The organism is Rheinheimera soli, assembly GCF_031457405.1.
In the GTDB taxonomy this organism is placed as follows: Bacteria; Pseudomonadota; Gammaproteobacteria; order Enterobacterales; family Alteromonadaceae; genus Pararheinheimera; species Pararheinheimera soli_A.
Genome location: NZ_JAVDWR010000001.1, coordinates 237,672 through 253,266, shown reverse-complemented (window position 1 = coordinate 253,266; position 15,595 = coordinate 237,672). Strand labels below are relative to the sequence as shown.

Below are 15,595 nucleotides of genomic sequence, written 5' to 3'. Positions count from 1 at the left end.
TTAGAATTTAGCTCTGACACTCAATAGAAAATCAGTTCATAGCGACATTAATTTTCTGAGCGTTTCTTTATACAAATCGGTCACGTAGTGAAATGGTGCTAAACCCCATTTATGCTGCAAATCAGCAACAAAATAACGTTCCGGATACTCAAGACAAATTACATCGTTGAAGTTAGCGCTTATATACTCATACATTTTTAACAAGTAAGTGTTATTTCTGGCAATTTCTGTATCCATAAACGCAGTACATTTAGTCGAGTTATCTAAATCAGTCCCAGCGTTAACCGCAAAAAGAACCTTATTTAATATTATTTTCGGAGGATTTTTTTTACATCTGATCAACTCTATCAGTTCAGCAAAACCACGTTGCCATGCGGTGAACTTTATTTCGCTGAATCTATTCCATTCAGGGTAACGAATCATTCCTGCATTAGCATCAATAAACTCCTTGCTCAAGGTTAGTCGGGCGCCATTGAAAAGCCCGATACTGAACCGCTCATCAATTAAATCCAGTAACAACACATCAAAGTCATGCAGTTGGATAAGCTTCAAAAGCGTTTTTTGCATATCAATCAACATCATTTCTTTTTGAAACTTAGACGAAAGCTTTTCAATAACCTCAGGGAGCAGTAAAGGCGGTGATAACTGGGCAGACAGACTTGTACGAGCGACATACTTTACGAGCGTAAACTGATCTTGCTGATATTCCAAAGCATCCCTGCTAACGCAACTTCCATAAATAAATAACCGCATTTAATTCTCACCGTTTCATTAAAAACTGGGGATGCTGTCGGAATTATCTAGACAGCATATGCCAATTGAGACCGCCCGTTCAGCAAGCCGTGATAGATACTTAAAAAGACGGCTGAGTGTCCGAACAAAGTAGCATCTTTAGTTACAGCCTCAAGCTGATAGCGTTCGATACTATGAGGTGTAAGCGGGTATTCATTCATATAACTCAAGTGTAAACGCGCCTTTTTCAACCAAGCGGCAGCAGGCGCAGTCGCTAATTCGAACAACAAAAAATACGGCGTTTCTATCGGTAGATAGCGTTCTTGCAGCGCATGCTTTTGCATAAAACTTTCTGATGTGACTGTAATGCCGAAACGATTAAACTTTTGGTAGAAGCCAGCAACGTCTAAATCCATAACCTGCAGGCTTACAATCAAAAGTAAACGGCACTCTGTATCGCGGCCGAAGTGTTCCTCAAAATAACTGATAACAGCCATCGCCTCCTGCTCACTGTTAATGCGGCTCACTAAGGTTACATCCATAACATCAGGTTTTACCTCAAAACCAATACAATTGAGCATGTAGCGCCAACGATGGGAGTATGTATGCTCAGACAAAACCAGGTTTAATGCCTCTTCACGTAAAAAATCAACTTCCGTTTCCGTCAAATTGCTTAATCGTTTTGGATCTGTATCTGCAAATACAACTAAATCACCAAATAATTCAGCCACCCCTTTTGAATAGTTAGAAATAACCAAGGTATTAGAAGACATCAACTCGAATACACGACGAGCAAACATGGTAGATGATTCTGTGACCGTATTAAAATTGAGACCATAAACAGATGAGCTGTAAACTGCCGGCATTTGCTCATGTGGTTTACCAGGGTGAATATAAGATTGATATTTGCTCGGCCACATATGTAACGGGTCGGTATCACCATGGTATCTGTCGTAAATTTCCGGCGTAAACCCTTTATCGATCAAAGAGTCTAACACTTGCTCCATGACCATTGAGCGATCAACATGATTCGCGTACCAACTACCAGCGAACACAACATTGCTATTACGCGCCCCTTTATGCAATGGGTTAAACAAGCGCGGATTTGTGGCAAAAGGTAAAGCAAATACGTGCTGTAATTTGTAGTCTTTTTTGTACTGCTCCACACATTCGACGGCAGAGGTAAATACATAGTCAAACAGCGCAGCTGTTTTAACAAAATCGTGCTTGCGATCAGTATAGTGAGTAGGGTCCTCTTTATTCCAGAACACTGTAGGAATGCCGTTTTTGCGGCAATAATTCAGAATATCTAATAAAACACTCCGGTTTTCCTTCTCAAAATTTATACTGGCATAAATTTTACCTCTCCATGGCCTACGTTTTGAATCAGGCCCTGACCAAGCCGATTCACAGAAAAAAATATCCGGCTTTTCAACTTCAAACTGGGAGCGCCAATGCTCGGGTTCAAGCACTACAGCCTTAAACTCATCCTTAAAACTATTATAAGTAAATTCATCAGCAATTAAGGCAACTTTTAGGCTAGCTGCAGTTAAAGGTCGCTCTTTTTTAGGAATATGTACTTTCTTCGCGGGCAGTACCAGCTCATCAGCGACCTGCATTGTAAAACGGTTACGCACTTCAAAAGCTCTAGCATCCCATGGTTTTATGGTAACAAGACAACGTATCGCCTGTTCAGGAAAAGCCATTTGGAATTTGTCTACGTCCAAGTGCTCGGTATCATTCTGAACCAAGTATCGGTACCAACATTTAAAGTGAGCTGACCAGGATAGGCCTTTAACACCGCTAGTGATTAACTGTTCACCCGCATCAAAACACTCCACCAAAACGATGCCACAAGGCTTACCTAGTTGAGGCTTTTCATACTGCTGAAACAAAAAAGCAGTATTAAAGACTCGAGCCCTGTTCATTAGCGGAATAACAAAACTAGTACCACTACTCGATAAACGGATAAATTGGTTTTCAGGTAACTGAGGATTAAGTAATAATTGATCTGCACGTCTGCGACCTTCAGCCAAACCATGCTGCAAATAATGTAACAAAGGATTTATACCAGCCTGCTTAACATCCTTGTTTTGCTCGAGATACCATGAGCTGTCGAACCAAGAAGCAGGGCTATATCCCTGTCTAGCTCCTTTATCTAAAAAATGCAGCACAGGAGCTGCTTGATACATCTTTTCCTCGCTCACATCTGGGTACGCAACTAAATACCAACTGCTATCAAACAGCTTTTGCTCAAGCAATTTAACTGCAACAGCCGGTAAAACTAATGATTGTTTAGTCGATTTTTTTTGGAGAAACCCTGTAAAGCGTTTTAAGTGCCGATGCAAAGATCTACCCTTCCCTGTTATATAATTTACTGGCCACAGCCCATTACTGCCATGGCACCAACAACATTAACCAATAAACTGAAGGCAATGATAACATCATAGGTTACTGGTTAAAACGCAGATCCGGCTTCACTGCTTACAAAATAATCAGCGCGGCTAAGATTTAATGCTTTCACGACAGCTCTCCCCGACCCGACCCATCGCAATGCTAACTGCACAGTATGAGAGCCAGCAGGTAAAGTGACTGTGCGGTAATGATTAGCGCCATGCATGCTAAAACCAAGATCTTTACCCTCACTATCTTTAAACAGAAAAACACCCCAAAGATCCAGTGCACCTTCAGCAACAAGCCGTATTAAAAAACTATTTTTGTGATCCAGATTTAACTCCGACAACTCCAGATTGCGAACGCTAAACCAGTAATCATGTTTCCCAGAACCAAGGCTTGATGAAATCACTAATCCTTCGGCTATAAGATCTAGTTCGCAATCTTTCTTTATATTATTCAGGCTAAATAACGACGCTAGCCCTTCAGAAGTGATAGTGTACTCACCAGTACCACTCTTCTTAATTGCTGCAGCTTGCATGTTGGCTTGCTCAAGCACCTCTGTAATAGAGAGCCCTGCGTCAACTTCTGTATTACTCAAACATACTTTTTCCGACCATTGATCTATGGAAAGTTCAGATAATCTTGCATTTTTACAGTACTCATACTCTGTAACTCCGAGTACTGACTCTGGCTCAATCCGAACAGTTTCAGCGGTAAGCTCAAGCAAACTTATCCCTGGAGGTATAAGTTGGCTCTGTATCAAAGAACTGTGGGGATTGAAAACGTCGGTTATTGAGTAAGGTGCATTATCATCTGAAAGCCGTAATTCAGAGTCGTAGTAATAATGCCGACTATGTGTAATAACACCTGAAGGCACAAAAGGTATACACATCTGCAAATCAAACAAATAATTTGCACCGTAATAATCAGCGGGGTGCCAGTGTGCCAACCAGACATTTGTAGAAAAATAATTAGCCAACTTCAGGCTTTGAGCCACAGCAACAGAAAATGAAGCTATACGAGGCTGTTTACATCTTGTACCTTCGGTTTGAGTGCTATCTACGATAAGGAAAAATGCATTCGAACAACTCTGACGTAAAAAGCATTCTTCCAGCCACATTCTCTCGTGAGCAGTATCAACCTTTGCAACAACCAGTAAAACAGCTTGATCGTTAAAAGAGAGGTTTAGCGTTTTTTTTATAACGTATGCAATCCTTTGCTGCCAATGATGCTGTGAAAGAACTTTACGAAGTGATAGCTGAATCAAACGCTGGTGCTCTGCACTAGTTTTTTGAACAAAGGCGCCATGCGCTTCTGGAGAGTCCGATGCAAGTATTAAATTTCCAAATAATCGCTTCAACGCGATTGAATCGTTACTTAATACTAAGGTACCACTGGCCAACAACTCGACAACACGACGAGCAAACATGGTGGGAGAATTTTTAACTGTGTTTAAATTTAACCCGAACTTGTAACCTTTATAAGCTTTGTCAATTTCAGAATATTTTAAACTTCCAACAACTGAAGTTTTAAATCGTTCAGGAAAAACAAAATCGCTGCTTGTAGTGTCATAATTTCGATCATAAATATACCAAGGTATTATTTTTATTAACGTATCGTACAAAGTTTCAAAGTTTTCGCATCTCTCAGGATACTGTGGGTAATAGGAACCTGCAAAGCTAACTGCTTCCATTCGCTCCTCAGACAATATCGGATTATGCAGCATTGGCTGGCATGCAAATGGCAACAAATGAACCTGGTCGTGCCCTAATTCCGCTTTATAAAAAGGAATTTTTTCACTATCAGTAGTAAAAACCACATCAAATAAAGCGGCTGACGCTAAAAATGTATCGTAGTGAGCAGGATCTTCCTTATTCCAAAAAGCGGTTTTAATTCCTTGAGCCTTGCAATAAAGACTAAGCTCAACTAAATCAGGAGCACAACCATTAATCTTCTTATGCCAGCTTTTGCCTGCTCCATACCAGGCTGACTCAACCAATACCAGTTGCGGAGAGAAATCTTCTATTTGTTCTTTCCAACGCTTTGACGACAAGGATAAAACACTACATTCGTGCGATAAAGCGTCAGCCGTAAAATCATCAGCTACAAGCGCCAGTCGAAAAGACGGGAGATAAGATTCTGTTTTCCATCCTTGCATACCGAATGCTTGCAATAGCTCCTTTAAAGCAGCAATTTGAAAAGAACTAAAATCGTCATGTAGCTGAAGCAAACTTTCTTGTAAACGAAAATATTCGCTATCAAACTGTAGCAAGCATTTCTCTAAAGTATCTCTTTGCCTAATCAAGTCAGCTAACTGGCGTTCTGGCGTATCTTCAATGTTTTTTGTCATTGTCTGTCGGTACGTTACTAAAAGTCCTAGACAGCTTAAAGTCTTGCAACTGACAATTCAATTGCCACTTCTGTTAATTCAAATTTTATTATTACAATATTAAGTCAAATATCCCTTATAAATAGGCATATCACCTATTGTTCAACCCTGCGTATTTTCCTGAGGTAAAGAAAAGTCCAACTTTAAAGAGCTAAAATCATCAGCTTCACTTTGTTGTTGTGTCTGTTCAATGCTTAATGGTATACGTTGTTCTAACTCACGAATGAGCTGCTTTAAGTTAGCATTATCTTCCTGAAGCTGACTTACGAGTTCAGCGAGTTTAGCACGTTCTACTGCATGTTGAGCAACAGAGGCTTCTAAGCGCTGCGCCAACTCGTCTTCTATAGAAACACTATTATCTAAATATGCCGGAGCTTCGTCAGCCAGTAAATCGTTGTCATCACTCATCTGAAGTCTCCGTTGTTTGCTCTAGGTCACTAATAAAGCTCAATGGCAGTCCATACTTACCGCACCAGATTTCACATAGCACTTTCAGTCGCTCTGGTAAGCTGTCGCAGATCCAAACTTCCCCAGACTTGGTCATTCGCTTAAACAGTACAGGTAACATGGTCAACAATATCGTTGTTAAACGTATCTCTGAAAACCCAGCTCCGGTAATTACTAACAAATCCAAGCCCTCCAGCCCATGCAAGACATCCATGTCAGCGACAATCGGTGGTATGCTTGAAATGTTCAAAGTTCGGCAATTTAACCAAGTGGTCAGGTAGTTTTCACTCAGTTTTGCCTTGAGTTGGCAGCCCCCAGATGATAGCTCAGCTAACACGCTGACATGACCAATCCCTGAGGCTCGGTGGGCTTTAGCAAGCTCAATGCAACCCAGATCGTTGCCCAGCATGGCCGTATTCAGACATTGATTACTTTTGTAGTGACTCGTTATCAAGGAGGAAAAAGGTTGCACAACTCTTTTAACAGACGCAGGAACGGGGGCTAATTTAGTTTCAACTATATCGAAACTAAATCTTGTACTCACTTCCAATTCAGCACGCTCTTTGAATAGTACCCTAACCAGATGGCTCGGCTCTACCTTGTTAGCTTTGTAGGAGATACAACTGAATACCTTATCGTCCTTGCTACCCGTCATCATAGAGATCTGGTCTGGTACTTCCCCAACAAAACTAATCCTCAAACGGCTACCTGAGCTGCTGCTCACCAATATACCGTTTTCCTCTATGACAATGGTTTTATCCTTCGGAAAGTGCCACTGCAAGGTAATATTTCTGAGTTGCTGGTCCTCGGCAGTCACTTTATCTTTTACTTCGATTACTTTAGTTACAGCGTCAAAATCTACTCGACGATGATAAATCAAGGGAACTAACACGTTTAGTTGCATATTGAGGAAAGGCTTACACACATGTTCCGAGAAATCCGTGACCTGCCATACAGTCATTCGGTGTTCAAAATCCTTACTGTAATTGGCATGAGAAATGATAGGAACATTATGACCGACGCGTCCTCGCATATATTTTCGCACGGGGTCATTACTGATATAGTTGTAAAGGCCGGAGTCTATAAGCCAATCTTCTCCACCAGCATAAAGGCTAACGTGCCCTTCGTCCTGCTGATGATGATAGCGACTAGAGCAACCGACTTTAGCAATAAGATGAAAAGCTTTGTCATAGTGCTCACTAGCGGGCCATTGATCGCGAAACACCGCATACCCTGACTTTGCAAATACATGGTTTAACGCCGGCGGGGGCACTCCGTGCTTGCCTTGGGTTAAGGCATAAAGGAAATATTGATATTCCAGTGTATGACCGAACATATCTCGATAAGCGTCAGAAGTAGGTAGCTGCTCCGTATCACCAATAGGTGGCAACTTACCGTCGGGTCGCAGGATATACGTAATAAAGTTTAACGCCTTTGCTGAAAAGAAGCTGAATTTTTGATCCAAATCTCCCAGTATATCTGCTGAGTAATCCTTAATGATGCCGAGAAATACTTTGAATACAAAAATGTGATACGCCGGACTATTTTCAACGTGAACGCCCTCATCAGTGAATGAGTATTCCAGTTCACTGATGATACGTGTAATTGCAATGTTCTGCCATTCGTTGGCTAGTTCACCGTCAAAAACCACTCCGAGTAGTAGCAGCACCCGTGCTTGCTCCAGACCATGGTTAGTGTGTTGGGAGTAAAAGCTGTCCTTCGCCAACCACAGGCCATGCACGACTATCGCTTGTTCCAGAGCACAAAAAAACTCCATGTGATGCTCAGCCCATACGGGAGCATGTTCACGGCAATAATAGCTAAATAGAACAAACTGTTCTGCTCGCAACGCAGTGGCATGATCGTGCCAAATAAACTCAAAGGGGTAGCTAGTATCTGTTTTTAGATAAGCATTCAGCCATGACTGGATGGCCTCTCGGGCAAAATGAAGCACTTCATCGTTGCCAGAGGCCCGATGATAGGCCATTAAATAAGGCAAAAAAGATAGCCAATTTAACCGCCATTGCCAACTACGATTATTAAGGGGATCTTGCTCCCAACAATCCCAGCCCGTGAAGTCCACTGCAGCAAAAGGAGCAAGCTTCAGCTTCTTCGAGACAAAAAGCGCTTGGCCAAGGTTTTGGTTAGCAGCGTCAGAGAAAGCCTGTTTCAGCTTTTTTTGAACACAACGTATAAGTTCAGGGGCTGAGCCCGGTTTAACTTTCATGTCTATCATGCACGCCCTAATTATCAATAATCTACATCATAAACCAGACAACATTTCCCCTCTGTTGTCAAGTAAGGTTGAATAGACAAAACTGTCTCAAAATCACCTTTAAATTTCTCCAACACGTTGCAAGTGCCAGTACCACTATTTCGACCTGAGCTATACTTTTTTCCCGGCAACCGACAACATCAAAACGCTATTTCTCTTTTCCAATTAAATTTATATTACCACTTATAACTTCTTTCTTGTAAGCAATCAATGTAACCCTACATATAGTCATATCAACAATAAGTCCTCGACAACGGTAACAGGTGTATGTGGTGTATTTTAGTGCGATCGCTTTGCTCAACGCCGGGCCAAACAGAGCACTTTTTGTGCTTGCATAGTTTCATCAACTACTGAAAACCGAGCTCTATACATATCTTTGGAGCTAATAAATGAGAATAGATCGGCGAACATTATTTTCATATTCATGGCTGCTAGTAACATGCTTTATTTTGGTCGAACAATAAGACCGGGAATGTTCATCACTACCCACTAAACGTTTAACCGTTTGTTTACCCTCCAAATACTCATGGATTTGTCACATTTTTTGCAGTTGTATTATTTGCAAACGAATAGAAGTTATCAATCGACTTAACTCGCTAGGATCGAACATGAAACCACTATTTTGAACGACATTTATCATGTTCAATTTATTTGGATTCAACTTCATTACATCTTCAATTTTTGCTTTCTCTGCAATCCTAACGGCAGTAGTACTGGTCAATGAAGAACATTTGTTTAAAATATAAAACCAAGCATTCCTTTCTAGAATGTTTTCACAAATACCATTTAACTGACGAATTAATTCAACTTGTTCATTTGTCAGGCTTAAATTTGAACTGTTCAACCTTTTACTTTCAGTATAATCAAAACCAAGCCAATTGATTATCTCCTGAACCACATCAGATGAATAATTAAACTCCCTTACACATGAATCTGAAGCGTTGGCAAGGTCTTTTGATAACTGCCTAACATTCATAATTTTTTGTATATCTGGAAGTATAATAAACTCACTAAAAAACAAAGAGGTTGAGTAGAATGCCATAATCGAAGGTTGGCTATTAACCACTGCTTGCTTATAATATGATAAAGAAAAGCTATCATAATCCCGACACACTAAAACCAGCTCTAACATTCCATATATTTTAAATTCATTAAAAAAATCAGCCCAACTATCTTCAGCATATTGATAAAAAAAATTAGCAATAGATTCTGTAGAAAGTACTACTGTATGGCAGTTTTTAGCTTCAGAGAAAATTTTTGCAAGTGTTTTTCGAAGTAAAGGTAACCTTTTCAAGCGATACATTTGAAACAACTCTTCATGTTTAGTCGAGCCATTTGGGATCAAATCCATTGGATAATAAATACCCACATCTTTAAGTTGTTCATGATATTGATACATCGTATCCTGGAAAGCCGTAGATGCAGCTTTAGGATACCCCACATGAAAGCAAATCTTCATTGATTAACCCGATTTGTACGTTTCGTCTGGCGTAACATTTTTACAAGCTATAACCAAAACTATTGATTTCAAAGCTGCTTTTAGCAGCTATTATGTCCCGAAGTTCTGGATGTTCAACAAAAACTTTATGTAAAAGTCTGCTGTTATCGCTTCGAAGTCCAGCTTTAGCATGAATACGTGAGAATGTGTCATGTAGTCCTTTAAACTGGCTATAATCATTCTCTATCTGAAGTATATCGGATTCAAAGTGTTCAAACCGAATAAAACGATCAATAACCATTTGCTTGTCGATAAAATAATGTTCTCGATTTCGGCATAGGTGATGTTGTCCCTCACCTTGCAAATACCAAGCTGAAAGCTGGCTCAAATCTGCTTCTTTGCCATGAACAAAATAGTACAAGGAAACTGCAACATCCCAAGGGTTCCGAACAATGCTTACCTTGGTACAACCTTCCCAGTACGATTTTCCTAACCTTGCCCGACAAAGGGAGGCTGGTAAATGGTTGTAAAAACGCTTTATTTTCTTATCGTTTTTCGATTGGTCCAGATAATTTATTGCACCTTGAAATCCTAGATCTGTCCGTAAGGCTTCGTCATCTGCGGATATAGGTGTAATAATTGCCGACTCATCCATAAACTTTGATAACGCAATCTCAAACGATGTACCTGCCACTTTTCGCGGTTTCAAGAAAATGATTTTTTGTTTTTCTGAAGCAATCACAGCTATTATTCCTCAAAGTCAAAGGTATTTTTTCTTTTTGAGCGCTGCAATGGTTGTTTTTTCCGTCTGAAGCTCAAGATGAAGTCGTAACGTTTTTATTAAAAGATAGCCCCTCGTTCCAGTAAGCTGGTGATGTAGAAGCTATCTAAAATATTACCGGAGCGCAAAAAGAAACGCTACAAAGTAGTTCACTCCGTCGTCAATAACTATACTCAAGCTGAATTAAAGTCGATTTTTGTTTCTGATATTACTGCTCAGGATCAGTCCTCACAATTGGACGTATCGTCTAATCTGTATTCTTTCGACTCTAGCTAGGTTTTGAGTATCGTCAGCAAGGGCAATTTCATTTTCTGAGAGCGTAGCTTACGCAGTTCATCCAGCAGAACAATCTGGGTGACTGTTAAACTAAAAAAACTCTATCGGCAGCGCCCTTGAAACGTTAACAGACATCTTTTCAACGATCCATTCTACCCACAGAATAATATGTTATTCTTGCTCCAACGGTGCAATAACTTGTCTATTCTCCAAATAATTAACAACTTGTTGCGCTGCGCTTGAGATGCTGAGTAACGCTGTCTTAATATGGATTTCAGGCATCATTGGCGCTTCATAGGGAGAACTAATACCGGTAAAATGTGGGATATCTCCAGCCCGAGCTTTTTTATACAAGCCTTTGGGATCGCGTTTTTCGCATTCGCTCAAAGGGGTATCTACAAAAACTTCGATAAAACCATTACCTATTAGCTTACGGGCTTGAACACGATCTGAAATAAATGGCGATATAAAGGCGGTACCTACAATTAAACCAGCTTTCATCATCAGCTTGCTGACTTCACTTATACGACGGATATTTTCTACCCTAGAGACATCATCAAACCCGAGATCTTGATTTAAACCATGCCTAACATTGTCACCGTCAAGAACAAACGTATGACAGCCACGCTCAAATAAAAGCCGATCTACAGCATTAGCAATAGTCGACTTTCCTGAGCCACTCAGTCCGGTATACCATAATACACAGGGATGATGCCCATGCTGTGCTCTACGCTCGGCGATATTCACAGCCTCTTTGTGCCACACAATATTGTTATTCATTTATCGTACAACCTGTCAAAACGGATACACTCGTGGAATTAAAAACAAGCTTACTACAATATAGGTTACTGCCACCGGAGTCCCCACCAACAGAAAGTGTTTTAAGCGGTAATTGCTGGCGTTAAACACCATTAAATTAGTTTGATACCCATAAGGAGTAATAAAACTAGCAGAGGCCGCAAAAGCAACCCCCATTACCATCGGCATGACATCCACCTCCATACCCAAGGCTAAACTATAGGCAATCGGGAACATCAGAGCGGCAGCAGCATTATTAGTGATAATTTCAGTAAGTAAGTACGTCAGCAAGAAGACACCAATTAAGGTTAACAGCGGAGGCTGACCATTTAAGGCTTCGCCTGCAAAACCACTAATAATCATTGATAAGCCTGTGTTATTCATAGCTGCAGCTATACAAAGTGCACTGGTCACCACCAACCAGATTTCAACCGGAAAGCGGCGTTTTATTTCGTTCACTGTTAAACAACCACTAAATAATAACAACGCCAATAGAAACAAGGCCGCCTCTAATAACTCTACCGGAGTGATAACGCTCAGCGCAATCATCATGGCAAAACCCCACCAAGTGATTTTCTCGCGATAACCACTCAGCATGTTTTCTGGTCTAATTCCCGACAACAGATAAAAGTTCTTACTTAAATTATGCCTACTGGCAAAATCAGGCCCTGTGGCCAACAGCAAAAAATCACCTGCTTTAAGCTCAATATCCCCCAGTTTTCCACTAACCCGCTCTCCTTCACGGCGAACTGCAACCACCGCAGCATCAAAACGAGCCCTGAAACCACTATTTTTTAATGTCTTGCCCTTTAGAACCGATTCTTCTTTAATGATCACTTCGGTTAGGGTTTGTGTTGCCAGTCCATTATCATCTGCAAACAAACTAACACCTTCAAACTGTTTCAATACATTTACTTTATGAACATTACCCGTAAAAATTAGTTTATCGCCAGCTTCCAGTACATCATAGCGAGCGACAGGCCGGACCAACTGCTTGCCTCGCACAATTTCGGCTAAAAATAACGCATCCAAATGCCTCAGACCAGCATCCTCTACAGTTTTACCTACCAAGGGCGAGCTGGCAAGTAGTTCAGCCTCCACCAGATATTCAGTCACTTTCTCATACTCTGCCGCCTCTTCAGGTAAAAAACGGCTCATGAAAAATAATACCGCTCCACAGGACAGCGTCACTCCCAAACCTATAAACGTAAAGTCAAAAAAACCAAAACCAGGCTTTCCCTGCTCCGTCAGCATGGAATGTACAACAAGGTTGGTAGAGGTACCGATGAGTGTCAGAGTGCCCCCAAAAATAGCGGCATAGGACAGCGGAATAAGTAATTTAGACGGAGCGACTTTCTTATTAGCTCGCACGGCGTTAAGCATGGCCGCAACTACTGCCGTATTATTTAATACCGAAGAAGCCAGCGCTGAAAAGCTGATAGTTCTGAGCACAGAGCCATTTACCGACGCCGTAAATAGAAAGCGTGACAAACGTCGCAGCAAGCTGGTTTTCTCAAGCGCATAAGAGATCAGCACTAACATTACCAGAGTTGCCAACCCCTGATTAGCCGCATTCCTCAACACATCGGCAGAATCGATAAACCCAGCCGAAAGCATGATTAACAAAGCCGATCCAAACACCGATGTAGCGTGCTGCTGAAAGCGCACCAGCATAATCAGTAACAGTATGAGCAGACCAATTAGGCCTGCCGCTTCTTGGTTCATCTGTTAACCTTTTTTGATAGATCAGGGAAATGCTTACGAACAAGCATGATCAGGTCACGCTCAAAATCAGAAAGCTCACTCACCGCTTCCTTGTCAATTGGTGGATCAGTAAAAAGAGCACTGTCAATCATACCCGCACCAACAGTCAGGTTACTTAGTCGGTCAATGATAATAAAAGCTCCAGTCTGCTTGTTTTTTAGATAGGCATCAAAAGCAACATGTTCAATCAAGCCAATATCCACCAAGCCAATTTCATTTAGAGCAAGCATCTCCGCGTCTTTTTCCATCAGAGTATTGACATCAATCCTGTGGTGCAGTTTCTCAATTTCACCAGTAGTTGTTTTACACGAAAACTTGATGTAGTACTGTCGAGCAGGCTTCATTGGGCTTTCATGCATCCATATAACTTTTGCACGTAAACGTGCAGATACATGAGGCAAAGCCTCTTTATTAACCAGCATATTACCGCGACTAATATCCACTTCATCGTTAAGTGTTAATGTAACAGCCTGCCCACAATGAGCACTGGTTAACTCACCATCAAAACTGATAATCTGTTTTACTGTACTCACCACACCTGATGGTAAAACCCGTATAGTATCACCGACAGCCACATTTCCCGCAGCTACAGTCCCCTGAAACCCTCTGAAATCAGAATTGGGGCGGCTCACTAATTGGACTGGGAAACGAAAATCTTCCTGTGTCACTGCTGTAGATATATCAATGCTTTCCAGATATTGCATTAGGGTAGAACCACGGAACCAACTCAGTTTCTCACTAGGATTCACTACGTTGTCCCCCTCCAAGGCCGAAATCGGCACAAAGCGAATATCCGGAATATCAAGAGCGCCAGCCAGTTTCAGATAGTCATCCTGGATCTCTTTGTATCGAGTTTGAGAGTACTCGACTAAATCCATTTTATTGATGGCAACAATCACATGCTTAATACCCAACAACGAGCATATAAAACTATGGCGTCGGGTTTGAGTTTGCACACCTTTACGGGCATCAACCAAGATAATGGCTAAATCACAGGTAGAAGCACCAGTGGCCATATTACGGGTGTATTGTTCATGGCCCGGGGTATCAGCAATAATAAACTTACGCTTATCTGTTGAAAAATAGCGGTATGCCACATCAATAGTAATGCCTTGCTCACGCTCAGATTGTAGGCCATCAACCAGCAATGCCAAATCGACCCGGTTTCCCTGAGTACCTGACTTTTTACTGTCTTCAGTAATCGCAGCCAGTTGATCTTCAAAAATCATTTTGCTGTCGTGCAACAAACGTCCTATTAAGGTACTTTTACCATCATCTACACTACCGCAGGTAATAAAGCGCAGCAGCTGTTTGTTTTCGTGTTGTTTTAAATAAGCTAATATATCTTGTTCAATCAATGCTGATGCGTGACTCATTAAAAATACCCTTCCATTTTTTTCTTTTCCATCGAACCGGCGCCGTCATGGTCTATTACCCGACCTTGCCGCTCAGAGGTTTTGGTCAGCAACATTTCTTGGATAATTTCTGGTAAGGTTGCTGCAGTTGACTCTACCGCCCCAGTCAACGGATAACAGCCCAGAGTTCTGAACCGCACTTGTTTAAGTTCAGGTTGCTCACCTGCCTGTAATGGCAGACGATCATCGTCAACCATAATTAAAGCACCATCTCGCTTAACAACAGGGCGAGTCTTGGCAAAATACAAATCGGGAATATCTATATTTTCCAGATAAATGTATTGCCAAATATCAAGCTCTGTCCAGTTAGATAGAGGAAACACCCTGATACTTTCGCCTTTATCTACCCTGCCGTTATAGATATTCCAAAGCTCAGGGCGTTGGTTTTTTGGATCCCAGCGATGATGTTTATCGCGAAATGAATATACCCGTTCTTTGGCCCGCGATTTTTCTTCATCACGTCGCGCTCCGCCAAAAGCCGCATCAAATTTATATTTATCCAGCGCTTGCTTTAAACCCTGAGTTTTCATAATGTCGGTATGCTTTTTGCTGCCGTGGGTAAAGGGGCTTATATTCATCGCCAAGCCATCGGGGTTCTTGTGTATCAAGAGTTCAAAGCCTAGCTCTTTAGCAACCTTGTCTCGAAAAGAAATCATTTCTTTAAACTTCCAAGTGGTATCCACATGCAGCAAAGGAAATGGGATTTTACCAGGGAAAAATGCCTTAAGAGCCAGATGCAACAATACAGATGAATCTTTCCCAACCGAATAAAGCATGACCGGGTTTTCAAACTCGGCTACCACTTCCCGGAAAATTTGGATAGACTCGCTTTCAAGCTCACGTAAGTGGGTTTTTCTTGATGTCATATAGTTAACCTGCCTAA

General features: G+C 41.3%; 11 protein-coding genes. All 11 read right to left on the bottom strand.

Annotated features, from left to right (window positions below; translation table 11 throughout):
* Window positions 1-36 precede the first annotated feature (36 nt).
* Window positions 37-753, bottom strand: coding sequence for a DUF6270 domain-containing protein (locus J2W69_RS01140; protein ID WP_310273738.1), 717 nt, complete (start codon window positions 751-753; stop codon window positions 37-39).
* 47 nt (window positions 754-800) lie between these two features.
* Window positions 801-3,080 (bottom strand): CgeB family protein, encoded by a 2,280-nt coding sequence (locus tag J2W69_RS01135; protein ID WP_310273737.1) that lies wholly within the window; start codon window positions 3,078-3,080, stop codon window positions 801-803.
* A gap of 110 nt (window positions 3,081-3,190) precedes the next feature.
* Window positions 3,191-5,479, bottom strand: a complete 2,289-nt coding sequence (locus J2W69_RS01130) for a CgeB family protein (protein ID WP_310273735.1) — start codon at window positions 5,477-5,479, stop codon at window positions 3,191-3,193.
* A 141-nt stretch (window positions 5,480-5,620) separates the two neighbouring features.
* On the bottom strand, window positions 5,621-5,926 hold the full coding sequence (locus tag J2W69_RS01125; protein WP_310273733.1) for a hypothetical protein: 306 nt from the start codon (window positions 5,924-5,926) through the stop codon (window positions 5,621-5,623).
* A complete protein-coding gene (locus J2W69_RS01120; protein WP_310273731.1) occupies window positions 5,919-8,192 on the bottom strand; it encodes a heparinase II/III family protein in 2,274 nt (757 codons plus the stop codon). Before J2W69_RS01120 ends, J2W69_RS01125 begins: the two co-directional genes overlap by 8 nt.
* A 583-nt stretch (window positions 8,193-8,775) precedes the next feature.
* Window positions 8,776-9,681 (bottom strand): hypothetical protein, encoded by a 906-nt coding sequence (locus tag J2W69_RS01115; RefSeq protein WP_310273729.1) that lies wholly within the window; start codon window positions 9,679-9,681, stop codon window positions 8,776-8,778.
* Window positions 9,682-9,739: 58 nt separating this feature from the next.
* A complete protein-coding gene (locus J2W69_RS01110) occupies window positions 9,740-10,420 on the bottom strand; it encodes a hypothetical protein (protein ID WP_310273727.1) in 681 nt (226 codons plus the stop codon).
* A 486-nt stretch (window positions 10,421-10,906) separates the two neighbouring features.
* On the bottom strand, window positions 10,907-11,515 hold the full coding sequence (gene cysC / locus J2W69_RS01105) for an adenylyl-sulfate kinase (RefSeq protein ID WP_310273725.1): 609 nt from the start codon (window positions 11,513-11,515) through the stop codon (window positions 10,907-10,909).
* 15 nt (window positions 11,516-11,530) lie between these two features.
* Entirely contained in the window at window positions 11,531-13,258 is a 1,728-nt protein-coding gene (locus tag J2W69_RS01100; RefSeq protein WP_310273723.1) for an SLC13 family permease, read from the bottom strand.
* Window positions 13,255-14,673: a sulfate adenylyltransferase subunit CysN gene (gene cysN / locus J2W69_RS01095; RefSeq protein WP_310273721.1), complete on the bottom strand. Its 1,419-nt coding sequence runs from the start codon at window positions 14,671-14,673 to the stop codon at window positions 13,255-13,257. The genes J2W69_RS01100 and cysN overlap by 4 nt, the downstream gene beginning before the upstream one ends.
* Window positions 14,673-15,578, bottom strand: a complete 906-nt coding sequence (cysD, locus tag J2W69_RS01090; protein WP_473091915.1) for a sulfate adenylyltransferase subunit CysD — start codon at window positions 15,576-15,578, stop codon at window positions 14,673-14,675. The genes cysN and cysD overlap by 1 nt, the downstream gene beginning before the upstream one ends.
* Window positions 15,579-15,595: the final 17 nt, after the last annotated feature.